A 22,357-nucleotide genomic window follows, 5' to 3' on the forward strand; every position below is an offset into this window, starting at 1 on the left:
CCTGTGACCGGAGTCACGGGGCGGCGGGGGCGAGCGGCTGCGCAGGGTGCCGAATGTTAAAGTCGCAGGCCAGACCGGCAGGGTGAGCGGGTTGGAGCAGGCACCACAGGGAGAAACTGAAGTGAGAATCATGGCATCGACCGACTGGGAGGCTCGCGCGCTGCGGCTGCTGGGCGTGCTGCTGCTGGTCCTGTTCACCGCCTGGCTGGGCATCGCCACGCGACCGGTCGGCCTGCTGGCCTCCTTCTGGCCCGCCAATGCCGTGCTGCTGGGGCTCTTCATCCTTCACCCCCAACTGGCACGCCCGGAAGGCTGGATCGCCGCCCTTGCGGGCTATGTGTCGGCCGATCTGTTCATGGGCGGCGACCTGTTGTTCTCCCTGCGACTTTCCCTGGTCAACCTCGCCTTCGTGGCCAGTGGCCTGCTCTTGGTCCGGCTGATGCCCCGGCGTTTTCGCTCTCTGCGCAGGCCCAGCGGCCTGCTGGCGCTGTTTGCCATCTGTCTGCTGGCCTCGGGCTGTTCCGCGCTGGCCGCCGTGTTGCTGGGGCATCTCGTCAGCCCTCGGCTGTTCGCCACGGCGTGGGAGGCCGGGGCATCCTGGTTCAGTGCGGACCTGACCAATGCCGTGCTGATCCTGCCTGCCATGCTGTCGGCGCCGGAGTTTTTCTCGCGTCTGGCCAGCGGCAGGCATTCCCGGCGGCGGGACGACCTGTGGGAGTTCGCGCCGGTGGTGGCGCTGCTGGTCTCGCTGATGGTCTGTGTCGGTGTGGGTGGGCCGGCCTCGCTGGGCATCGTGGTGCCCGCGCTGCTCTGGTGCGCCCTGAGTTATTCCCTGTTTATCTCGGCCTTGCTGACCCTGCTGGCCTGTGTCTGGTTGTTCGTGGCGGTGAGTCTCGGGCTGGTGCCGCTGCTCGATGCGGGCAACGATTTCGCCCGGACGGTCGCGCTGCGCCTGGGCATCACGCTGTTCGCCCTGGGCCCGCTGACGGTGGCCAGCATCAACCAGGCTCGCAATCGTGAATTGCTGGCGCTGCGACAGCGCGCCGATCACGACATCCTGACCGGCGCCCTGTCGCGCCGGGGCTTTTTCAGGCGTGGCGAAGGACTGCTGCGCCAGCACAGGGGCACCGCAACCCCGCTGGTGGTGATGATGCTGGACCTCGACCACTTCAAGCGCGTCAACGACCGCCATGGACATGCGGTGGGTGACGAGGTGTTGCGTAGCTTTGCCGGCGGTGTCCGGCAGATTCTGCGTCAGAGCGATCTCTTCGGGCGCCTGGGCGGCGAAGAGTTCGCTCTCGTGCTGTCTGGCCTCACGGAGGCGGATGCGCTGGGCATGGCCGAGCGGATCCGCAGCGCGGTGGCGCGGCGCCCACTGCACGCGGGGACCGATCATGTGGTCGCGACGCTGAGCATCGGTCTGGCCTGGTATGCGCAAACGCCGGCTGGGACGCTGGATGAATTGCTGGCTGACGCCGATCGCGCGCTGTACCAGGCCAAGGATGAAGGGCGTGACCGGGTGGTGATGGTCACGCTGGCCGGGCGGGAAAGCCCCGAACTGTCAGCGTTGCCCCTGGCCTGAACGGGTGCGGCTGCCGCGCTCGGCGCGGGCGCGCAATTGGCCGCAGCCGCCGTCCACATCCTGCCCCGCCGAGTTGCGGACCTTGGTCAGCACGCCGTTGCCATGCAGATAGCGGACGATCTGGCGGATGCGTTCGCCATCCGGCCGCTGGTACTCATCCTGCTCCAGGCTGTTGTAAGGGATGACATTCATGATCGCGTACTTGCCCTTGAGTAGCCGGATGATCCCGTCCATCTCGTCCTGGCTGTCATTGATGCCCTTGAGCAGGGTCCACTGGTACTGGATCGGATAGCCGACCTCGCGAGCGTACGCTTCGCCGCGCTCGACCAGCTCCTCGGGTGCCAGGCGCGGCGCGCGCGGCAGCAGCTGTTCCCGCAGGGCCGCATCGGTGCTGTGCAGGGACAAGGCCAGCGCCGGCTTCACACGCTGCAGCGGCAGGCGCTCGAATACCCGGGGATCACCCACCGTGGAGAACACCAGGTTCTTGTGACCGATGCCGCCTTCACTGCCCAGCACGTCGATGGCGTCCAGCACGTTGTCGAGGTTGTGGGCCGGCTCGCCCATGCCCATGAACACCACCTTCTTCACGGCGCGCTTGCGCCGGGCCAGGGCGACCTGGGCGAGGATCTCGGCACTGCCGACCTGGCGCAGCAGGCCGCTCTTGCCGGTCATGCAGAAGGTGCAGCCCACCGCGCAACCCACCTGGCTGGACACGCAGAGCCCGTCGCGGGGCAGCAGCACGCTCTCGACCAGCTGTCCGTCATTCAGCGCCACCAGCAGCCGGGCGGAGTCATCGGCACCCGGGTGCTCGGAGCGCAGGCGGGCCAGGTCGTCGAGCATCGCCTCGAGGGCCGGGAGGTTGTCGCGTACCGCCAGGGGGAGGAAATCCTGGCTCTGCTGGCGCCGGGTGCCGGTGTCCAGCGGCAGCCCGTGCAGCCAGGCACGCAGGATACGGGTGATGTGCAGGGGCTTGGCGCCCAGCTCGGCGAGGTGTTGATGGATCTGCTGGATTCGCATGGGTCGAGTGTCTGGAAGGCTAGCGAGGCAGGCGTGTCGTGCTGAACAACATGCCCAGCAACAAAGCGGCGACCATGGCGAAGGCGATGGTCAGGGAGCTGTGGTGAGCCACGAAACCCATCAGCGCCGGGCCGGCCAGGACGCCGGCGAAGCCTACCGTGGTGGCGGCGGTGACCGCCAGGTGTACCGGCATGTCCTTCTGGTGGTTCAGGGAAGAAATCAGTACGGGGGATATGTTGGCGCAGCCCAGGCCACACAGGGCGTAACCGATCAGCGCGACGATCCAGTGGCTGGCCAGCAGGCTGAGCAGCAGGCCCGTGGCGGCCAGCACCGATCCGATCACCACCACGCGCACGGTGCCCAGGCGGGCGACCACCGGCCCGCCGGCCAGACGGGCGATGGCAACCAGCGCGGCGAAGCTGGCATAGCCCAGGCCAGCCAGGGACATGGCCATGCCTGTTTCCTGGGTGAGGTAGATCGCGCTCCAGTCCAGGATCGCGCCTTCAGCCAGGTAGACGACAAAGCACAGCAGGCCCACCACCAGCACCACGCCAGTGGGGCGGGCGAACATCACGCCGCCGGCGGGCGCACGGTCCGGCAACAGGCCGCTGCGGATGGCCAGTGTGGTGACGAGGATCAGGCCGACCAGCAGCAGGGTACTGAGCGCCGGAGACAGACCGAGCGTCAGCAGGGCGGTCAGGCACGCCGCCCCGGCGATGGTGCCCAGGCTGAACATGCCGTGAAACTGTGACATCAGCGGCCGTTGCAGGGCGCGTTCCACTTTCAACGACTGGATGTTGAGCAGGATGTCCAGCACACCCAGCGTGCCGCCGAAGGCGAACAGGGCAACCCCCAGCCAGGCGATCGAATCGGTAAGCGCCATGATCGCGAGCGCGCAGATCAGCAGCGCCAGGCTACCCAGGGAGGCCAGGCGAATGCCCAGACGCGCGGCCAGCATGCCGGACAGCGGCATGCAGGACAGCGAGCCGGCACCCACGCAGAGCAGCAGCAGGCCAAAGGTGGCATCGCTCATCGGAATGCGCTCGCGCACGTAGGGAATCAGTGGGGCCCAGACCGACAAGCCGAACCCGGCTAGGAAGAAGCCGCAGCGGGTGGCCCAGCGCACCCGGGGGGCGCTGATGTCGAGGGTGTGAGAAGCAGACATGAAAGAAAAACGAGCCTCGGTAATGCGGATGCCGGGTGCCGCCCCGGGGCGGCGCAACATACCGCAAAGCGGTGGCGGGTGGGAGATTTTTGGCGCCGCGTGGTATGGTGCGCGCCCCTCGTAAGATGCCTCGACCTGCCATGAAATTCATCCACCGGCGCGAATACCTCAACGAAGACGATCTGGTGATCATCGAATCTTCCCAGCCGTGCAACATCCGGCTGATGAACGACGCCAACTTCCGCAGTTTCCGTAACGGCGGACGGCACACCTACCACGGCGGCGCATTCATCCGTTTCCCCGCCCGGATCCGCGTGCCGAGCACCGGTTTCTGGAACATCACGCTGGATACCGTGACACGCAAGGCCATCAGCGTGACCCAGAAGCCCAAGCTGGATTTTCGCATTCGCTTCAAGCGCAACACGCCCACCGACCAGGGCTGATACGCGGAACCGCTGCGTCGTATGTGGGTCGCAGCCCTGTGGGTGGCCTTGCCCGCAGGAGATCCCATGCACATCCGGTGTCCTCGTTCATGACAGTGCGCAGCTCGTCTGTGCGGTTGCGTGCCCATGCGGGGATGCTGCTCTGGGCACTGCTGGTGGGACTGTCCTTCCCGGCGGTTGGACTCCTGGGTCAGCAGCTGCCGCCGCTCTGGCTGACTGCCCTGCGCTTCACCATCGCTGCCCTGGCGCTATTGCCTCTCTATCTCCGCCAACCCGGCTGGCCTTCCGCCCGGGGCTGGCTGCTGTACCTGCTGATGGGGGCTTCGCTAGGCGGATTCTTCGCCATCATGTTCTGGGCGGCCCATAGGGTCAGCTCGCTGTCCATGGCCGTACTGTTTGTCAGCGTGCCGTTGCTGGCCTATGGACTGGGGCGCGGCTTTGGCGTGGAGCGGCCGGTGCCTGCGCTGCTGGGCTGTCTGCTGCTGGGGGCAGTGGGAGCCCTCGGGCTGGCCTGGGCTGAACATCGCTCCAGCGACCAGCTACTGCAGCCCGGCATGGGCGAGGCGCTTTTCTTCCTCGGCTGCCTGTGTTCGGCGCTCTACCCGGTACTCAGCAAGTGGGGCCTGGCGCGGGGCTGGCTGGAGCAGGCGTCGGTGCCCCGTGCGTTCTGGAGCCTGCTGGGCGGTGCGGCGATCACTGCCGGGCTCGGCCTGTTGCTGGAGACGCCTGAAAACCTGCTGGGCATGAGTCAGCGGGAATGGCTGGTGGTGGTGTACCTCGGAATCCTGTCGACCAGCGCCACCTTCTGGCTGCAGCAACATGCCACCCGGCTGCTTTCACCCGGAGGGATCGCTGCCTACGGCTACCTGGTGCCCTTCGTGGCGATGCTGGTGATGTTTTTCCGTCAGCCTGAAGCCATCGGCTGGGCCTGGCTGCCCGGCAGCCTGCTGGTGCTGCTCGCCATGGGCCTGCTGTTGCGCGAGGACCTCCATGCTCACGCGCCGTTACACAAGTAGATGCCTAACCGATTGATTTTCCTTGCGTTGATTTTATGCTTGCCCACCATTGGAAGGCCGCAAGCCGGCCCCATATAGCGCCTATGTAGGCACAACCTCAGGAGTTACCCCCGCGTGAAATCCCTCAAGTTCTCCTTTACCAGCCTGGCTCTGGCCGGCCTGCTGGTTAGCACCACCGGTTACGTTGATGATGCGGAAGCCGCCCGCAAGCGCATGAGCGCCAAGCCGGTCCCGGCCGCTCAGGCCAAGCCGGCTACCCGTTACGGTTCCTCTCCCGCCGCCCAGGCCAAGCCTGCCGCTCCGGCACAGAACGCCGCTCCGGCTGCCGCCATGGCGCCGGCCCGTACCGGTACCGCGCCTGCCGCTGCGCCTGCCGCTCCGCAGGCCGCGCCGCAGTCGGCCGGCAGCGGCTTCATGGGCAGCATGGCTGGCGCTGTCGCCGGTAGCGTGATCGGTGGCGCAGTGGTCAACACCCTGTTTGCCGACGATGCGGTTGCCGAAGAGGCCCCGGTGGCTGAAGCCGTTCCGGCCCAGACCGAGGCCGTGGCGCAGTAATCGGCTCGTTACGAAGAAAAAACCGCCAGCTTGTCTGGCGGTTTTCGTTTCAGGCCAGGGTGGCGCAGAGGGTCTGGAAGTCCGGCCGGCTGGCGACCCGTTCGTCCAGGCAAGCCTGCTGGAGCTGGCGCAAGGCTTGCTGGCGCTGCGGCTGGTCATCGGCAGGGCAGTGGTCGAGCAGTTCCTCCAGCAGGCAGCCGAAGGCGCGGCTTTCCAGGCGCATCAGCCGCTGCCCCTGGGCGCTGTCTGGATCGATGAAGGTGGCGCCGCCGAAGTCGCTGAGCAGGGTGTGGCCGTCGCCGTCGACCAGCAGGTTATGGCCATACAGGTCGCCATGCAGAATGCCACGTCCGTGCAGGTGCGCCACGGCGGCCGCGGTGCCCTGGGCGATGCGCAGCGCCTGCTCCGTCGAGAGCGTCCAGCCGTCGGGGTAGCAATCCCGGGTGCAGCTGGCAAGCGACGGCGGCCCGGCCAGGGTGCGGTAGCGCGGCGGCAGGCGCTCCATCAGCAGCGCCGGCAACGGACTGTGTTTGGTGCGCAGGATGCCCTTGACGGCTATCAGATGCGGGTGCGCGCCGGCAGCCAGGCAGGCCGCCAGCTCGCTTTCCGGCAGGCCGTCGCTGGTGACCTGGCCCTTGAACAGCTTGGCCGCCACGGCGGCGCCGTCCTGTAGCAGCGCGGCATGGATCAGCCCGGAGGCGCCCTGGCCGAGCAGCTCGCCCAGTTGCACCTCGTTCCGGGAATAGACGCGCGTGTCCGGGACGGCGGGGAAGGGATTGCACGGGTTGCCGGAAAACGCCAGCCAGCTCAGGCGCGGCAGCTCGCCGAGCCAACCCGGCAGCGCCTCGAAGCGGTTGGCGGCCAGTCGTAGCAGTTCCAGGTTGGCTGCGTCGGCGAGGCTGTCCGGCAACGCCGACAATCGATTGCCGGAAAGCATCAGCTTCTGCAGGCGCGGGCGCTGGCCCAGCGCATCCGGCAGCCGGGCAATGCGGTTATCGGTAAGGATCAGCCAGCGCAGCTGTGGCGGCAGTGCGGCGCCGGCCACCCGCTCGATGCGGCAGGCCTTGAAGCCGACCATCTCCAACCGCGGGCATTCGCCCAATACCTCGGGAAGCTCGGTGAAGGGATTCTCCGAACAGAAGACGACCTTCAGGTTCTTCAGGCGCGGCAGGTCATCCGGCAGGCGCGACAGCCGGTTGCCGGACAGGTTGAGGACTTCCAGGCTGTCGGCCAGCGCGAAGATCTCGTCGGGGAATTCCGTCAGGTCGGCGGCCAGGTCCAGCCGACGTAGGCCGGCCAGCTCGCCACGGCGCAGTTGTTCGAGGGTATGCATGGGCGAATCAGGTGTCGAGGAAGCGTAGGGTGGACAACCGCTGTGCGTTGTCCACCGTGCAAGACCTGCGGTGGATGCGCAAAACGACATCCACCTACCGGGCCTCAGGCGTCGTAACCCAGGTTCGGCATCAGCCAGCGTTCGCTGACGTCGATGGCCTGGCCCTTGCGCCGCGAGTAGCTTTCCACCTGGTCCTTGTCGATCTTGCCGACGGCGAAGTACTGCGCCTCGGGATGGGCGAAGTACCAGCCGCTGACGGCCGCGGTGGGGAACATGGCGTAGTGCTCGGTGAGGGTCACCTGACTGATGCCGTCGGCGTCCAGCAGTTGGAACAGCGTGCCCTTCTCGGTGTGATCCGGGCAGGCCGGGTAGCCGGGCGCCGGGCGGATGCCCTTGTACTGCTCGCGGATCAGGTCGTCGTTGCTCAGCTGTTCGTCTGCCGCGTAGCCCCAGTATTCCTTGCGCACGCGCTCGTGCAGCCACTCGGCGCAGGCCTCGGCCAGGCGGTCGGCCAGCGCCTTGACCATGATCGAGTTGTAATCGTCGCCGGCGTCCTGGTAGGCCTTGGCCACTTCCTCGGCGCCGATGCCGGCGGTGCAGATAAAGCCGCCGACATAGTCCTGCTTGCCGCTGTCCTTCGGCGCGACGAAGTCGGCCAGGCTGAAGTTCGGCTTGCCGTCGGTCTTGATGGTCTGCTGGCGCAGGTGGTGCAGGGTCGCCAGCGGCTTGCCGTCCTCGCCGTAGACTTCCAGATCGTCATGGGCGACCTGGTTGGCCGGCCAGAAACCGACTATCGCCCTGGCGCTGATGAGTTTCTCGCTGATCAGTTTCTCCAGCATGGCCTGGGCATCGTTGTACAGGGCGGTGGCGGCTTCGCCGACCACTTCGTCCTGCAGGATGCGCGGATACTTGCCGGCCAGGTCCCAGGAGATGAAGAACGGCGTCCAATCGATGTACTGTGCCAGCGTGCGCAGGTCGATATCCTCCAGCACCTTGCGGCCAGTGAAGGTCGGCTTGGCCGGGGTGTAACCGGCCCAGTCGAACTGCGGCTTGGCGGCGATGGCCTGCTCGTAGCTCAGGCGCTCGGTGCGCGCGCTGCGGTTGGCGGTGCGCTCGCGGATCATCGCGTATTCCTCGCGAATCTTCGTGGCGTACTCCGGCTTCATCTCCTTGGACAGCAGGGTGGTGGCCACGCCCACGGCGCGCGAGGCGTCGGTGACGTACACCACCGCGTCGTTCTGATAGTGCGGATCGATCTTCACCGCCGTGTGCGCCTTGGAGGTGGTGGCGCCGCCGATCATCAGCGGCAGCCGGATGCCCTGACGCTGCATTTCCTTGGCCACATGCACCATCTCGTCCAGCGACGGGGTGATCAGCCCGGACAGGCCGATGATGTCGCACTTCTCCTCGAGGGCGGTCTTGAGGATCTTGTCGGCCGGCACCATCACACCCAGGTCGACGATGTCGTAGCCGTTGCAGCCCAGCACCACGCCGACGATGTTCTTGCCGATGTCGTGCACGTCGCCCTTCACGGTGGCCATGAGGATCTTGCCCTTGGCTTCCGGCTTGTCACCCTTTTCCGCCTCGATGAAGGGGATCAGGTGCGCCACGGCCTGCTTCATCACCCGGGCGGACTTGACCACCTGGGGCAGGAACATCTTGCCCGAGCCGAACAGGTCGCCGACCACGTTCATGCCGGCCATCAGCGGGCCTTCGATGACCTCGATGGGCCGCGCGCACTGCTGGCGGCATTCCTCAGTGTCCTCGACGATGAAGGCGGTGATGCCCTTGACCAGCGCGTGCTCCAGGCGCTTTTCCACCGGCAGGCTGCGCCATTCCTCGTTCTCGACTTCCCTGACCGTGCCGCCGCCCCGGTAGTCTTCGGCGATGGCCAGCAGCGCTTCGGTACCGCCGGGGTGGCGGTTGAGGATCACGTCTTCCACCTTATCGCGCAGCTCGGCCGGGATCTCGTCATAGATCTCCAGCTGACCGGCATTGACGATGCCCATGGTCAGGCCCGCCTTGATGGCGTGGTAGAGGAATACCGAGTGGATGGCCTCGCGCACCGGGTTGTTGCCACGGAACGAGAAGGACACGTTGGACACGCCGCCCGAGGTCAGCGCGTGGGGCAGGTGGTCGCGGATGAAGGCGCAGGCCTCGATGAAGTCCACCGCGTAGTTGTTGTGTTCCTCGATGCCGGTGGCCACGGCAAAGATGTTCGGGTCGAAGATGATGTCTTCCGGCGGGAAGCCCACCTCGTTGACCAGGATGTCGTAGCTGCGCTGGCAGATTTCCTTCTTGCGCGCGGCGGTGTCGGCCTGGCCGGCCTCGTCGAAGGCCATCACCACCACGGCGGCGCCGTAGCGCTTGCACAGTCGCGCGTGCTCCTTGAACTGCTCGACGCCTTCCTTCATGGAGATGGAGTTGACGATGCCCTTGCCCTGGATGCACTTCAGGCCGGCTTCGATCACCTCCCACTTGGAGGAGTCGATCATGATCGGCACGCGGGAGATGTCCGGCTCGCCGGCGATCAGGTTGAGGAAGCGCACCATCGCCGCCTTGGAGTCGAGCATGCCCTCGTCCATGTTGATGTCGATCACCTGGGCGCCGGCCTCGACCTGCTGCAGGGCGACTTCCAGCGCCTCGGTGTAGTTCTCCTCGCGGATCAGGCGGGCGAACTTGGCGCTGCCGGTGATGTTGGTGCGCTCGCCGACGTTCACGAACAGGGAGTTGCGGTCGATGGTGAACGGCTCAAGGCCCGACAGGCGGCAGGCCTTGGGGATCTCGGGAATCACGCGTGGCGCGTGCTTGGCCACGGCCTCGGCAATGGCCTGGATGTGCGCCGGCGTGGTGCCGCAGCAACCACCGATGATGTTCAGCAGACCGCTGGCGGCGAATTCCTCGACCACTTCGGCCATCTGTGCCGGGGTTTCATCGTATTCGCCGAAGGCGTTGGGCAGACCGGCGTTGGGGTGGGCGGACACATGGGTATCGGCCTTGGCCGCCAGCTCAGCCAGGTAGGGACGCAGCTCCTTGGCGCCGAGGGCGCAGTTCAGGCCCACGGAAATCGGCTGGGCGTGGCGTACCGAGTTCCAGAACGCCTCGGTGGTCTGCCCGGACAGGGTGCGGCCGGAGGCATCGGTGATGGTGCCGGAAATCATGATCGGCAGCTCGACGCCCAGTTCCTCGTACACGCCCTGCACGGCGAAGATCGCCGCCTTGGCGTTGAGGGTGTCGAAGATGGTCTCGATGAGGATCAGGTCGGCGCCGCCCTCGATCAGGCCGCGGGTGGCCTCGGCGTAGTTCTCCACCAGCTCGTCGAAGGTGACGTTGCGGTAGCCGGGGTCGTTGACGTCCGGGGAGATGGAGCAGGTGCGGCTGGTCGGGCCGATCACGCCGGCGACGAAGCGCGGCTTGTCGGGGGTTTCCAGGGTCTTGGCGTCGGCCACTTGGCGGGCCAGGCGGGCGCCTTCCACGTTCAGTTCATACACCAGCTCTTCCATGCCGTAGTCGGCCTGGGACACGCGGGTGGCGTTGAAGGTGTTGGTTTCCAGGATGTCGGCGCCGGCGTCCAGGTAGGCCTTCTCGATGGCCTGGATGACGTCCGGGCGGCTCAGCAGCAGCAGGTCGTTGTTGCCCTTGACGTCCTGCGGCCAGTCGGCGAAGCGTTCGCCGCGATAGTCGGCTTCGTCCAGCTTGTAGCTCTGGATCATGGTGCCCATGCCGCCATCGAGGATCAGGATGCGTTCCTTCAGGGCCTGCTGAAGAAGGGAGAGGCGGGTGCTGCGATCGGACATGGAAAAACCTGGCGAAGAGGGTGTGACAAAAGTGCGCGCATGATAGCAAAGCTGCACGGGGCTTGAGCCGGGCGTGGTTGTGCATGAGCGCGGCTCATGTTGCAGCCACGGGCCCGCCTTCCGGATAGAATGCGCGGCCTTCCTTCAGGAGCGCCGCCGTGATCCGTCGTGCCGTCCTTGCAGTCGCCGCGCTGGCGCTGAGCCCCCTGGCCATGGCAGAACCGCTGTCCTATCAGCGGGACATCCAGCCGATCTTCACCGCCAAGTGCGTGGCCTGCCACGCCTGCTACGACTCGCCCTGCCAGCTCAACCTGGGCAGTGGCGAGGGGGCCGAGCGCGGCGCGCACAAGCTGCCGGTGTACAACGGCACCCGCACCCAGGCGCAGGACACCACCCGGCTGTTCCTCGATGCCCAGGGCGAGGCAGCCTGGCGGCGCAAGGGCTTTCATTCGGTTCTGGAAGGTCAGTCCGACCAGGCGGCGCTGATGGCGCGCATGCTGGAGCTGGGCCGCAGCCAGCCCCTGGCGCCCAATGTCCGGCTGCCCGAGTCGCTGGATATTGGCATCTATCGCGACAACCAATGCCCATTGCCGGACGAGTTCGCGGCCTACGCCAAGGCCAATCCGCACGGCGGCATGCCGTTCGCGGTGACCGGGCTGAGCGACGAGGAGTACGCCACCCTGCAGCGCTGGCTGGCGCAGGGCGCGCCGCTGGACAGCCGCTCATGGCAGCCGAGCCCACGCGAGCAGGTGCAGATCAGCGATTGGGAAGGCTTCCTCAACGGCAGCAGCCTGCGCGAACAACTGGTGGGACGCTGGCTATACGAGCACCTGTTCCTGGCCCACCTGTACTTCGAGGACGGCGAGCAGACGCACTTCTTCCAGCTGGTGCGTTCGCGTACGCCGAGCGGGCAGCCCATCGACCCCATCGCCACGCGGCGTCCCAACGACGATCCGGGCACCGATTTCCACTACCGCCTGCGTCCCGTCACCGATGTGATCGTGCACAAGACGCATATCACCTATCCGCTCGGCGCGGCGAAGCTGGCGCGGGTGAAGGCGCTGTTCTTCGCCGAGGACTGGGACCTGGAGCAGTTGCCGGGCTATGGCGTCGGTCGGCGCGCCAACCCCTTCGCGACCTTCGAGGCGATTCCGGCGCGGGCGCGCTACCAGTTCATGCTGGATAACGCCGAGTATTTCGTGCGCACCTTTATCCGCGGACCGGTGTGCCGTGGGCAGATCGCCACCGACGTGATCCGCGACCAGTTCTGGGTGCTATTCCAGGACCCGGAGCATGACCAGTACATCGCCGATGCGGATTACCGGCGCCAGGCGACGCCGTTGCTGGCCATGCCCGGCCAGCTCGACAACCTCGGCGACCTCTGGAGCCTGTGGCTCGCCTATCTGAACAAGCGCAACCAGTACGAGGAATTGCGCCGGGAACGCTACAGCGGCGCAGCGACGGAATGGGCACAGATCTGGCGCGGCAACGACAATGCGCTGCTAAGCGTGTTTCGCCATCACGACAGCGCCTCGGTGCGCAAGGGATTGATCGGCGCCGTACCGCAGACGTTGTGGTGGATGGACTACCCGCTGCTGGAGCGCACCTACTACCAGCTGGTGGTTAATTTCGACGTGTTCGGCAATGTCTCCCATCAGGCGCAGACGCGGCTGTATTTCGACCTGATCCGCAATGGCGCCGAACTCAATTTCCTGCGCCTGTTGCCGGCCGATTCGCGCCAGGCGTTGCTGGACAGCTGGTATGAGGGCAGCGGCCAATTGAAGCTGTGGCTGACCTACACGGGTGTCGACACCCGCACGCCCAGCGGCCTGACGCTGCCACAAGAGGGCGTGCTGCCGGCGTTCGCCGCCGGACTGCTCGGACGCTTCGAGTCGATCAACGCCCTGTCGGATGACCCACTGAACCGTTGCGGCGGCGCTGCCTGTGTTCGTGCGGATGGTCCGCCGGCGTTGCGCGAGGCCGAGCAGGCCCTGCGCCGGCTGGCGGCGAGCCCGGCGGCCGGGCTGCCGGTCATCCACCAGATGCCGGATGTCACGCTGCTGCGGGTGTCGCTTCCGGATGGCTCGCGGGTGATCTACACACTGTTGCGCAACCGCGCGCACAGCAACGTGGCCTTCATGCTCGGCGAGTCGCTGCGCTACCAGCCGGAGAAGGACACCCTCACGGTCTATCCGGGCCTGCTGGGCAGTTATCCCAACTTCCTGTTTTCACTGTCTGCCCAGGAGGTGCCAGCCTTCGTGGCGGCACTGGAGCAGGCCGGCAGCGCCGAGGCGTTCGCCGACATCGCATCGCGCTGGGGCATTCGCCGCAGCCATCCGGCCTTCTGGGACTACTTCCATGACCTGAGTGCCTACCTGCGGGAGCAGGAGCCACGAGAGGCTGGCGTGCTGGACATGAACCGTTATCGGAACCTGTAGCCAGAGGGCGCTCAAATCCGACTTGAATACTTGGACTTAACCGCCAAAGCCCTTTGGCGTACACTGCGCCGCATGTACGCGAGGAGTTGCCATGAGCACCATCACCATCACCGAATCCGCTGAAAAGTACCTGGCCGAGCTGCTCGAGAAGCAGAACACCCCCGGCATCGGTATCCGCGTCTTCATCACCCAGCCGGGCACTCCCTATGCCGAAACCTGCATCGCCTATTGCAAGCCCGGCGAGCAGAAGGCCGAGGACACCGCGCTGTCGCTGGCCAGTTTCACCGCCTGGATCGATGCCGTCAGCGAGCCCTTCCTGGAAGACGCCGTGGTGGATTACGCCACCGACCGCATGGGTGGCCAGCTGACCATCAAGGCGCCCAACGCCAAGGTGCCGATGATCAGGGAAGATAGCCCGCTCAACGAGCGCATCAACTACTACCTGCAGACCGAGGTGAATCCCGGTCTGGCCAGCCATGGCGGCAACGTGAGCCTGGTGGACATCGTGGAGGAGGGCATTGCCGTCCTGCAGTTCGGGGGCGGCTGCCAGGGTTGCGGCATGGTGGATACCACTCTCAAGGATGGTGTGGAGAAGACCCTGATGGAGCGCATTCCGGAGCTGAAGGGTGTGCGTGACGTGACCGACCACAGCAATCGCGAGAACGCTTACTACTAGTCGGCAGGTAGCGGTTAAGGAGCCTCGCTTCGGCGGGGCTTTTTCATGCCTGCGCGTCAGGGGTCGTTCTCTGCAGCCAAGAGATCGCGACTGAAGTGGCTTCTACAGGTTTTGTGGGAGCGGTGTAAGCCGCGATGCGCTGGAAACAAAAGGGCCCGTGTCTTGCGACACGGGCCCTTGGTGTTACCGGCTAAGGCTTAGGCCTGAACGACCGGGATCTTCGCGTTGGCCGCGGCTTCGCGGAACTCGGCGATCTGGTCGAAGCTCAGGTAGCGGTAGATATCGGCAGCCATGCTGTCGATGTCCTTCGCGTAGGCCATGTACTCCTCGACGGTCGGCAGCTTGCCGATGATCGAGGCGACCGCTGCCAGTTCGGCAGAAGCCAGGTACACATTGGTGGCATCGCCCAGACGGTTCGGGAAGTTACGGGTCGAGGTGGAGACCACGGTGGAACCGGTCTGTACGCGCGCCTGGTTACCCATGCACAGCGAGCAGCCCGGCATTTCCATGCGGGCACCGGCCTTGCCGTAAATGCCGTAGTAGCCTTCTTCGGTCAGCTGGTGGGCGTCCATCTTGGTCGGCGGTGCCAGCCACAGACGGGTCGGAATGCCACCCTTGACCTTGTCCAGCAGTTTACCGGCAGCGCGGAAGTGACCGATGTTGGTCATGCAGGAACCGATGAACACTTCGTCGATCTTGTCGCCGGCCACGGTGGACAGCAGACGAGCGTCGTCCGGATCGTTCGGGGCGCACAGGATCGGTTCCTTCACTTCGTTCAGGTCGATCTCGATGACGGCCGCGTATTCGGCGTCCTTGTCGGCTTCCAGCAGCTCCGGCTTGGCCAGCCAGGCTTCCATCGCCTTGGCGCGACGCTCCAGGGTGCGGGCATCGCCGTAGCCTTCGCTGATCATCCAGCGCAGCAGGGTGATGTTGGACTTCAGGTACTCGGCGATCGAGTCTTCCGGCAGCTTGATGGTGCAACCGGCAGCCGAACGCTCGGCGGAGGCGTCGGACAGCTCGAAGGCTTGTTCCACGGTCAGACCGGTCAGGCCTTCGATTTCCAGGATGCGGCCGGAGAAGATGTTCTTCTTGCCCTTCTTCTCGACAGTCAGCAGGCCCTGCTGAATGGCGTAGTAGGGGATGGCATGCACCAGGTCACGCAGGGTGATACCGGGCTGCATCTTGCCCTTGAAGCGCACCAGCACGGATTCCGGCATGTCCAGCGGCATGACGCCGGTGGCGGCGGCGAAGGCTACCAGGCCGGAACCGGCCGGGAAGGAGATGCCGATCGGGAAGCGAGTGTGGGAGTCGCCACCGGTACCGACGGTGTCCGGCAGCAGCATGCGGTTCAGCCAGCTGTGGATGATGCCATCACCCGGGCGCAGGGACACACCGCCACGGTTCATGATGAAGTCGGGCAGGGTGTGGTGAGTGGTGACGTCGATGGGCTTCGGATAGGCGGCGGTGTGGCAGAAGGACTGCATCACCAGGTCGGCGGAGAAGCCCAGGCACGCCAGGTCCTTCAGCTCGTCGCGGGTCATCGGGCCGGTGGTGTCCTGGGAACCGACGGTGGTCATCTTCGGTTCGCAGTAGGTGCCCGGGCGCACGCCCTTGCCTTCCGGCAGACCGCAGGCGCGGCCGACCATCTTCTGGGCGAGGGTGAAGCCCTTGCCGCTGTCAGCCGGCGCTTCCGGCTTCTTGAACAGGGTGGACGGAGCCAGACCCAGCTCGGCGCGAGCCTTCTCGGTCAGGCCGCGGCCGATGATCAGCGGGATACGGCCGCCAGCGCGGACTTCGTCCAGCAGCACGTCGGTCTTCAGCTGGAAGGTGGTGACCAGCTCGTTGCTGTCGTGACGACGGACTTCGCCCTTGTACGGGTACACGTCGATGACGTCGCCCATGGCCAGGTTGGTGCAGTCGAATTCGATCGGCAGGGCGCCGGCGTCTTCCATGGTGTTATAGAAGATCGGCGCGATCTTGGTGCCGAAGCAGAAACCACCGGCGCGCTTGTTCGGCACGTAGGGGATGTCGTCACCGAAGAACCACAGCACGGAGTTGGTGGCGGACTTGCGGGAGGAGCCGGTACCGACCACGTCGCCGACGTAGGCAACCGGGAAGCCCTTGGCCTTCAGTGCTTCCATCTGCTTGATGGGGCCGACGGAGCCGGGAACGTCCGGGTTGATGCCGTCGCGGGCCATCTTCAGCATGGCCAGGGCGTGCAGCGGGATGTCCGGGCGGGACCAGGCGTCCGGAGCCGGGGACAGGTCGTCGGTGTTGGTTTCGCCGGTGACCTTGAATACGGACAGGGTGATCTTTTCGGCAACGGCCGGACGGTTCTGGAACCATTCGCCATCGGCCCAGGACTGCAGCACGGCCTTGGCGGCGGCGTTGCCCTTCTTGGCACGCTCGGCCACGTCGTGGAAGGCGTCGAACATCAGCAGGGTGTGCTTCAGTTGTTCGGCGGTCACGTTGGCCAGTTCGGCATCGTCCAGCAGCTCGACCAGGGTGGCGATGTTGTAGCCGCCCTGCATGGTGCCCAGCAGCTCAACGGCGCGCTGCTTGCTGATCAGCGGAGACTTGGCTTCGCCCTTGGCGATGGCGGACAGGAATCCGGCCTTGACGTAGGCGGCTTCGTCGACGCCCGCGGGAACGCGGTTGGTGATCAGGTCAACCAGGAAGGCTTCTTCGCCAGCCGGCGGGTTCTTCAGCAGCTCGACCAGGCCTGCGGTTTGTTCGGCGTTCAGCGGCTGAGGCACGACGCCTTGGGCGGCGCGCTCTGCTACGTGTTTGCGGTAGGCTTCAAGCACAGTTATTACCTCATCAGTGGTCCCATGGGCCGGGACACTCATCCCGGGAACCTCGAGCCTGCACTCCACCGCTTTATGGGCGGCTTTGCCTGGGCTGCGAGATTTCCCCTCAAGAAGCTGCTTTCAAAGTTTTACGCCAAGGGGGACGAAGCGAGGAAGCGCTGCGATGAGGTTCTCGTCCCGCTCGGTTCGACTGTGCTCGTGACGCTTTGAAAACAGCTTCCGGCGGTTGGTGATGCCAAAAACGGCGGATGGATTCTACTGGAAAGGCGCTGTGAAAGTAAGTCGCGCAGCCACTACAAGCCGGGGTGACCCGGGTTAGACAAAGGGCTAAGATGCCCGCCCCGCAAGCCGCCACCCGGTCTTCGCCATGTCCGATTCCCGCCTGCCCACACCCTGTGTCGGACGCTGCTCCACAGTGTTTGGCGACCTGGTGTGCCGGGGTTGCAAGCGCTTCCTGCACGAGATCGTCGACTGGAACGCGTACGACGAGTCCCGCAAGGCACAGGTATGGGGGCGACTCGAGCTATTGCTGGTGCGGGTGATGGAGAACAAGCTGGTGATCCAGGATGCGCAACTGTTGCGTCATCAGCTGGAGCGGCGGCAGATCCGCTTTGTGCCGCAGCTGTCGCCCTACTGCTGGGCCTATCAGCTGCTGGCCCATGGCGCCCGGCATATCCGCCGCCTGGACGCCTACGGGTTGGCGCTGCAGCCGGCTTACGGCGAATGGACGCTGACAGCGCTGCGCGATGCGATCGATGAGGAGTTCTATGCGCTCTCCGAGGCCCGCCGCCGGCAGGAAGCCGGTGGGCAGGCCTGAGGCTTCAGCGCTGCAGCAGGGTTTCCAGGTGCTGAATGATGTCTTCCGGCTTGAGTACCAGCACGTCGCTTTCCAGTGAGTCCAGCACCACCTCTGCGGTATTGCCCATCAGGGCGCCCGCCAGGCCGGTACGGGCCACGGTGCCGATTACGGTCACCGCTGCGTTGAGCGCGTGGGCGGTCTTGGGGATCAGTACGTCCGCCGGTCCTTCCTGGATATGCAGGTGGCTGTCCGGAACTTCGTATTCGTCCTGGAACCTGCGGCAGGCCTCGCGGTAGCGCTGCTCGATGGTTTCCTTGAGCTGGAAGGTCGGGTCGGCCGCCGAGAGCATGGGGGAGGGGTGGGCGCTGAGAACGTGCAGCTCGCCCTGGCACAGGCGGGCGATGTCGCTGGCATGGCCAACGATGCCGGTGTGCAGCGTCTGGTGCTCGCTGTCGGAGTTGCCGACATCCACGGCGGCGAGGATGGCACGGCCGGTCCAGGGCTGGTCGTTCTTGACCATCAGCACCGGGCAGGGGCAGTAGCGCAGCAGTTTCCAGTCTTCCGGAGTCAGGAAGGCCTTCTTCAACAGGCTGTCGCGGCGGTGCTGCTTGATCACCAGTGCGCACCCTTCGGCCTGCTGCACGGCGATCACGGTCTGGTGCGGGCCGTCCTGCCAGGCTTGTTGGGCGGTGACGGAGTATCCCTCGTCGGTGAGCGTTTTGGTCAGCGTGTCGAGCAGGGCGGCGTGGTTCTGAGCGGGCTCCGCGCAGATCAGCAGATGCAGATGCGACTGGGTCACGCTGGCAATCAGCTGGGCGCGCTTCAGCGCGAGCTGTTCCGGAAGATCGGGCTGGATGACGACCAGAATGCTGCGGATCGCTTGCATATGTGTGCTCCTTTGCGGTGTGCCTGGCTGAACTGTAGCCGCCTCGTCGGCCCATGCCGCTGACCTGGGTCAAGCGCGGGCGCTGGCTGGACGGGCGTGCGGTCGTATAATGCGCCGTTTTCGCTGTCGAGCCGAGCGTAATGTCCCCAAATCGAGTCCTGGATTCAGCTTTGTCCATCCCGCGCATGCCGAGCGGGAGGTGCTGATGAACTTGCCGGAAATTCATGCATTCCTGGGTTGCCGCACGCCGGATGCCTGGGTGGCGATGGCGCTGCAACACCAGGACATCCTGCTGATCGATCACAAGAACTGCGAGTTCAAGGCCGCTTCGACCGCGCTGAGCCTGATCGCCAAGTACAACCAGCGCCTGGATCTGGTCAACTACATGTCGCGGCTGGCGCGCGAAGAGCTGGTGCACCACGAGCAGGTGCTGCGCATCCTCAAGAAGCGCAAGGTCGAGGTCCGGCCGGTGTCCGCCAGTCGCTATGCCTCCGGGCTGCGTGCCGGGGTTCGCACGTCGGAGCCGCACAAGCTGATCGACACACTGGTAGTGGGTGCCTATATCGAGGCGCGAAGCTGTGAGCGCTTCGAGGCACTGGTGCCGCATCTGGACCCGGAGCTGGCCAAGTTCTACGCCGGCTTGCTGCAGTCCGAGTCGCGGCATTACCAGAATTATCTGAAGTTCGCCTATCAGTTCGGCGAGCCGGCCGATGTGGAGCGCTCGGTCGAGCGCTTCCGCGAACTGGAGCGGGAGCTGATCGAAAGCCCCGACGCGGAATTCCGCTTTCACAGCGGCGTGCCGGCTTAAGGGCAGCGGCCGGACGCAGGGTCCGGCTTACGCCTCCAGCGGGAAGGGCGCCTGTCTCCGTCCATTGCCGTCGATCTGCAGGGCCCAGCCCTGCCTGTCCCAGTCGCCCAGCACGATACGCTGAGCGTCCTGCCCATTCACCGAGAGCGTATGGACGTCGGGTCGGTGGGTATGGCCATGAATCAGCGTGCGTACGCCGTGCTCGGACATCACTCGCTCGACCTCCGCCGGTGTTACATCGGTGATTTCGGCGGTCTTCATGCGGGTCTGTGCCCGGCTTTCATTGCGCAGCTTGCGCGCCAGTTGGCGGCGCTTGCTCAGCGGCAGGTGGCGCAGGATGAATAACGCCAGCGGATTGCGCAGGATGCGGCGCATGCGCATGTAGGCTTCATCGGCGGTGCACAGGCTGTCGCCGTGCATGAGCAGCACCCGCTCGCTCTCCAGCGTGATGACGCTGGGGTCCTTCAGCAGCGTGCAGCCCGCCTCGCGGCAGAACGCCCGGCCGATCATGAAGTCGCGGTTGCCGTGCATCAGGAAGATGCGTGTGCCGGTTTGGCTCAGCTCGTACAGGGCGGCGGCAATCTGGTGCTGGAAGGGCGTCATGCCGTCATCGCCGATCCAGACCTCGAAGAAGTCGCCGAGGATATACAGGGCGTCGGCCTGCACCGCGCGTTCCCGCAGAAAACGCAGAAACGCCCGGGTGATGTCCGGGCGTTCCTCTTCAAGATGCAGATCGGAGATCAGCAGGATCATTCGGTGACTTCGGCACGCTCGATGATCACGTCGTCGACCGGCACGTCCTGGTGGCCGCCACGCATGGTGGTTTGCACTGCCTTGATCTTGTTGACCACATCCATGCCCTCGACCACTTCACCGAAGACCGCATAGCCCCAGCCCTGTACGGTCGGCGCAGTGTGATCGAGGAAGTCGTTGTCCTTGACGTTGATGAAGAACTGCGCGGAGGCGGAGTGCGGCTCCATGGTGCGTGCCATGGCGATGGTGCCGGTCTTGTTGGAAAGACCGTTGTTGGCTTCGTTCTTGATGGGGGCGCGGGTGGACTTCTGCTTCATGCCGGGTTCGAAGCCGCCGCCCTGGATCATGAAGTTGCCGATCACGCGGTGGAAGATGGTGTTGTCGTAATGGCCATCCTTCACGTACTGGATGAAGTTGGCTACGGTTTCCGGCGCCTTGTCGGCGAACAGTTGCAGGGTGATGGTGCCGTGATTGGTGTGCAGCTTGATCATGACAAGGGCTCTCTGTCGCAGGGGAGTGAGGTCTGTCAGGTGTATGACAGCTCGGCTATGATACGGCGTTTATTTTGCTCGGCCTACCCGGGGCCGCGCAGCAGTCAGTCCAAGGATCCCATGAGCAAGCCCGAGATTCCCGCCGCCGCGAATTTTCTCCGTCCCATCGTTCAGGCTGACCTGGACAGCGGCAAGCACAGCACGATCATTACCCGCTTCCCGCCGGAGCCCAACGGTTACCTGCATATCGGTCATGCCAAGTCGATCTGTCTGAACTTCGGCCTGGCCGAAGAGTTTGGCGGCCAGTGCAACCTGCGCTTCGACGACACCAACCCGGCCAAGGAAGACCAGGAATACATCGATGCGATCAAGGAAGACGTGCGCTGGCTGGGCTTTCAGTGGGCCGGCGAGGAACATTACGCGTCGGACTACTTCGAGCAATTGCACGACTGGGCGATCCATCTGATCAAGGCCGGCAAGGCCTATGTCTGTGACCTGTCCCCCGACGAGGCCCGCGAATACCGCGGCAGCCTGACGGAGCCGGGTCGGAACAGTCCGTTCCGTGAGCGCTCGGTGGAGGAAAACCTCGACCTGTTCGCGCGCATGAAGGCTGGCGAGTTCCCGGATGGCGCACGTGCGCTGCGTGCGAAGATCGACATGGCTTCGCCGAACATGAACCTGCGCGACCCGATCCTCTACCGCATCCGTCATGCCCACCACCACCAGACCGGTGACAAGTGGTGCATCTATCCGAGTTATGACTTCACCCACGGCCAGTCGGACGCCATCGAAGGCATCACCCACTCGATCTGCACCCTGGAGTTCGAGGATCACCGCCCGCTCTACGAGTGGTTCCTGGACAACCTGCCGGTGCCGGCCAAGCCGCGCCAGTACGAATTCGCGCGCCTGAACCTGAACTACACCATCACCAGCAAGCGCAAGCTCAAGCAACTGGTCGATGAAGGCCACGTGAATGGCTGGGACGACCCGCGCATGTCCACGCTGTCCGGCTTTCGCCGCCGTGGCTATACCCCGGCCTCGATCCGCAACTTCTGCGACATGATCGGCGTCAACCGCGCGGGCGGCCTGGTGGACATCGGCATGCTGGAATTCGCCATTCGTGAAGACCTGGATGCCAACGCTGCGCGCGCCATGTGTGTGCTCAAGCCACTGAAGGTGGTGATTACCAACTATCCGGAAGGCCAGGTCGAGAACCTCGAGCTGCCGCGCCATCCGAAGCTGGACATGGGCGTGCGCGTTCTGCCGTTCTCCCGCGAGATCTACATCGACGCGAGCGATTTCGAAGAAGTGCCGCCGGCCGGCTACAAGCGCCTGATCCCGGGCGGCGAGGTGCGCCTGCGTGGCAGCTACGTGATCCGCGCCGACGAGGCGATCAAGGACGCTGAGGGCAACATCGTCGAACTGCGTTGCTCCTACGACAAAAACACCCTGGGCAAGAACCCGGAAGGCCGCAAGGTCAAGGGCGTGATCCACTGGGTGCCGGCCGCCGAAAGCGTCGAGTGTGAGGTGCGCCTGTACGACCGCCTGTTCCGTTCGCCGAATCCGGAAAAGACCGAGGAGGGCGGCAGCTTCCTGGACAACATCAACCCGGAATCCCTGGTGGTGCTCAAGGGCTGCCGCGCCGAGCCGTCGCTGGCCAGTGCGGTGGCGGAAGAGCGTTTCCAGTTCGAGCGTGAGGGCTACTTCTGCGTGGACCGTCGCGACTCGACGCCTGGGGCGCCGGTCTTCAATCGCACCGTGACGCTGCGCGACTCCTGGGGAGCCTGA

Annotated in this window: 17 protein-coding genes; 9 read left to right on the forward strand and 8 right to left on the reverse strand. The window is 65.2% G+C overall.

Annotated elements, in window-relative coordinates; genetic code table 11:
• Window positions 1–130: 130 nt before the first annotated feature.
• Window positions 131–1,582, forward strand: coding sequence for a GGDEF domain-containing protein (locus PT85_RS03415; protein ID WP_051587418.1), 1,452 nt, complete (start codon window positions 131–133; stop codon window positions 1,580–1,582).
• Here the strand turns inward: PT85_RS03415 and PT85_RS03420 are convergent.
• The gene (locus PT85_RS03420) at window positions 1,562–2,599 is read right to left on the reverse strand and encodes an RNA methyltransferase (protein ID WP_039605904.1); all 1,038 of its coding nucleotides are present in this window, start codon (window positions 2,597–2,599) and stop codon (window positions 1,562–1,564) included. The genes PT85_RS03415 and PT85_RS03420 overlap by 21 nt on opposite strands.
• Before the next feature lie 19 nt (window positions 2,600–2,618).
• Window positions 2,619–3,764 (reverse strand): MFS transporter, encoded by a 1,146-nt coding sequence (locus PT85_RS03425; protein WP_039605905.1) that lies wholly within the window; start codon window positions 3,762–3,764, stop codon window positions 2,619–2,621.
• A 140-nt stretch (window positions 3,765–3,904) separates the two neighbouring features.
• Between PT85_RS03425 and PT85_RS03430 the strand changes: the two genes are divergently transcribed.
• From PT85_RS03430 to PT85_RS18150, 3 genes are all read left to right on the forward strand, one after another.
• A complete protein-coding gene (locus PT85_RS03430) occupies window positions 3,905–4,207 on the forward strand; it encodes a DUF1883 domain-containing protein (RefSeq protein ID WP_027590363.1) in 303 nt (100 codons plus the stop codon).
• Window positions 4,208–4,296: 89 nt separating this feature from the next.
• A complete protein-coding gene (locus PT85_RS03435) occupies window positions 4,297–5,223 on the forward strand; it encodes a DMT family transporter (RefSeq protein ID WP_039605906.1) in 927 nt (308 codons plus the stop codon).
• Between the two features lie 114 nt (window positions 5,224–5,337).
• Window positions 5,338–5,778 (forward strand): hypothetical protein, encoded by a 441-nt coding sequence (locus tag PT85_RS18150; RefSeq protein WP_052237591.1) that lies wholly within the window; start codon window positions 5,338–5,340, stop codon window positions 5,776–5,778.
• Window positions 5,779–5,827: 49 nt separating this feature from the next.
• Here PT85_RS18150 and PT85_RS03445 read toward each other — a convergent pair whose 3' ends face one another.
• Together PT85_RS03445 and metH are read right to left on the reverse strand one after the other, a co-directional pair.
• The gene (locus PT85_RS03445) at window positions 5,828–7,111 is read right to left on the reverse strand and encodes a leucine-rich repeat-containing protein kinase family protein (protein ID WP_039605907.1); all 1,284 of its coding nucleotides are present in this window, start codon (window positions 7,109–7,111) and stop codon (window positions 5,828–5,830) included.
• Window positions 7,112–7,215: 104 nt separating this feature from the next.
• Window positions 7,216–10,908, reverse strand: a complete 3,693-nt coding sequence (gene metH / locus PT85_RS03450; RefSeq protein WP_039605908.1) for a methionine synthase — start codon at window positions 10,906–10,908, stop codon at window positions 7,216–7,218.
• Between the two features lie 158 nt (window positions 10,909–11,066).
• Here metH and PT85_RS03455 point away from each other — a divergent pair, with 158 nt between their 5' ends.
• Both PT85_RS03455 and nfuA read left to right on the forward strand, forming a co-directional pair.
• The gene (locus PT85_RS03455; protein ID WP_407681067.1) at window positions 11,067–13,346 is read left to right on the forward strand and encodes a fatty acid cis/trans isomerase; all 2,280 of its coding nucleotides are present in this window, start codon (window positions 11,067–11,069) and stop codon (window positions 13,344–13,346) included.
• Window positions 13,347–13,437: 91 nt separating this feature from the next.
• Window positions 13,438–14,022: a Fe-S biogenesis protein NfuA gene (gene nfuA / locus PT85_RS03460; RefSeq protein ID WP_039605909.1), complete on the forward strand. Its 585-nt coding sequence runs from the start codon at window positions 13,438–13,440 to the stop codon at window positions 14,020–14,022.
• A gap of 197 nt (window positions 14,023–14,219) precedes the next feature.
• Here nfuA and acnB read toward each other — a convergent pair whose 3' ends face one another.
• Window positions 14,220–16,829 carry a bifunctional aconitate hydratase 2/2-methylisocitrate dehydratase gene (gene acnB, locus PT85_RS03465; RefSeq protein ID WP_027590369.1) on the reverse strand — a complete coding sequence of 870 codons (2,610 nt, stop codon included), beginning with the start codon at window positions 16,827–16,829 and terminating at the stop codon, window positions 14,220–14,222.
• A 370-nt stretch (window positions 16,830–17,199) separates the two neighbouring features.
• Between acnB and PT85_RS03475 the strand changes: the two genes are divergently transcribed.
• A complete protein-coding gene (locus tag PT85_RS03475; protein WP_039605910.1) occupies window positions 17,200–17,649 on the forward strand; it encodes a DUF1289 domain-containing protein in 450 nt (149 codons plus the stop codon).
• Between the two features lie 4 nt (window positions 17,650–17,653).
• Here the strand turns inward: PT85_RS03475 and PT85_RS03480 are convergent, their stop codons facing one another.
• Window positions 17,654–18,517, reverse strand: a complete 864-nt coding sequence (locus PT85_RS03480) for a universal stress protein (RefSeq protein WP_027590371.1) — start codon at window positions 18,515–18,517, stop codon at window positions 17,654–17,656.
• Between the two features lie 205 nt (window positions 18,518–18,722).
• Here PT85_RS03480 and miaE point away from each other — a divergent pair, with 205 nt between their 5' ends.
• Window positions 18,723–19,325 (forward strand): tRNA-(ms[2]io[6]A)-hydroxylase, encoded by a 603-nt coding sequence (gene miaE / locus PT85_RS03485; RefSeq protein WP_039605911.1) that lies wholly within the window; start codon window positions 18,723–18,725, stop codon window positions 19,323–19,325.
• 27 nt (window positions 19,326–19,352) lie between these two features.
• On the opposite strand, the gene lpxH is transcribed toward miaE, so the two are convergent.
• Together lpxH and PT85_RS03495 are read right to left on the reverse strand one after the other, a co-directional pair.
• Window positions 19,353–20,078: a UDP-2,3-diacylglucosamine diphosphatase gene (gene lpxH, locus PT85_RS03490; RefSeq protein ID WP_039605912.1), complete on the reverse strand. Its 726-nt coding sequence runs from the start codon at window positions 20,076–20,078 to the stop codon at window positions 19,353–19,355.
• Complete coding sequence (locus PT85_RS03495; protein ID WP_027590374.1) at window positions 20,075–20,569, reverse strand: peptidylprolyl isomerase; 495 nt, start codon at window positions 20,567–20,569, stop codon at window positions 20,075–20,077. Before PT85_RS03495 ends, lpxH begins: the two co-directional genes overlap by 4 nt.
• 120 nt (window positions 20,570–20,689) lie before the next feature.
• On the opposite strand from PT85_RS03495, the gene PT85_RS03500 reads away from it, so the two are divergent.
• Window positions 20,690–22,357, forward strand: a complete 1,668-nt coding sequence (locus PT85_RS03500) for a glutamine--tRNA ligase/YqeY domain fusion protein (RefSeq protein ID WP_039605913.1) — start codon at window positions 20,690–20,692, stop codon at window positions 22,355–22,357.

The sequence above is a fragment of the Pseudomonas flexibilis genome, assembly GCF_000806415.1.
Taxonomy (GTDB): domain Bacteria; phylum Pseudomonadota; class Gammaproteobacteria; order Pseudomonadales; family Pseudomonadaceae; genus Serpens; species Serpens flexibilis.

What these genes read in the sequence shown, in the direction of transcription:
- PT85_RS03415 (WP_051587418.1), top strand. Translation starts at nt 131, where the DNA reads ATGGCATCGACCGACTGGGAGGCTCGCGCGCTGCGGCTGCTGGGCGTG.
- PT85_RS03420 (WP_039605904.1), bottom strand. Translation starts at nt 2,599, where the DNA reads ATGCGAATCCAGCAGATCCATCAACACCTCGCCGAGCTGGGCGCCAAG.
- PT85_RS03425 (WP_039605905.1), bottom strand. Translation starts at nt 3,764, where the DNA reads ATGTCTGCTTCTCACACCCTCGACATCAGCGCCCCCCGGGTGCGCTGG.
- PT85_RS03430 (WP_027590363.1), top strand. Translation starts at nt 3,905, where the DNA reads ATGAAATTCATCCACCGGCGCGAATACCTCAACGAAGACGATCTGGTG.
- PT85_RS03435 (WP_039605906.1), top strand. Translation starts at nt 4,297, where the DNA reads ATGACAGTGCGCAGCTCGTCTGTGCGGTTGCGTGCCCATGCGGGGATG.
- PT85_RS03445 (WP_039605907.1), bottom strand. Translation starts at nt 7,111, where the DNA reads ATGCATACCCTCGAACAACTGCGCCGTGGCGAGCTGGCCGGCCTACGT.
- metH (WP_039605908.1), bottom strand. Translation starts at nt 10,908, where the DNA reads ATGTCCGATCGCAGCACCCGCCTCTCCCTTCTTCAGCAGGCCCTGAAG.
- nfuA (WP_039605909.1), top strand. Translation starts at nt 13,438, where the DNA reads ATGAGCACCATCACCATCACCGAATCCGCTGAAAAGTACCTGGCCGAG.
- PT85_RS03475 (WP_039605910.1), top strand. Translation starts at nt 17,200, where the DNA reads ATGTCCGATTCCCGCCTGCCCACACCCTGTGTCGGACGCTGCTCCACA.
- PT85_RS03480 (WP_027590371.1), bottom strand. Translation starts at nt 18,517, where the DNA reads ATGCAAGCGATCCGCAGCATTCTGGTCGTCATCCAGCCCGATCTTCCG.
- miaE (WP_039605911.1), top strand. Translation starts at nt 18,723, where the DNA reads ATGAACTTGCCGGAAATTCATGCATTCCTGGGTTGCCGCACGCCGGAT.
- lpxH (WP_039605912.1), bottom strand. Translation starts at nt 20,078, where the DNA reads ATGATCCTGCTGATCTCCGATCTGCATCTTGAAGAGGAACGCCCGGAC.
- PT85_RS03495 (WP_027590374.1), bottom strand. Translation starts at nt 20,569, where the DNA reads ATGATCAAGCTGCACACCAATCACGGCACCATCACCCTGCAACTGTTC.
- PT85_RS03500 (WP_039605913.1), top strand. Translation starts at nt 20,690, where the DNA reads ATGAGCAAGCCCGAGATTCCCGCCGCCGCGAATTTTCTCCGTCCCATC.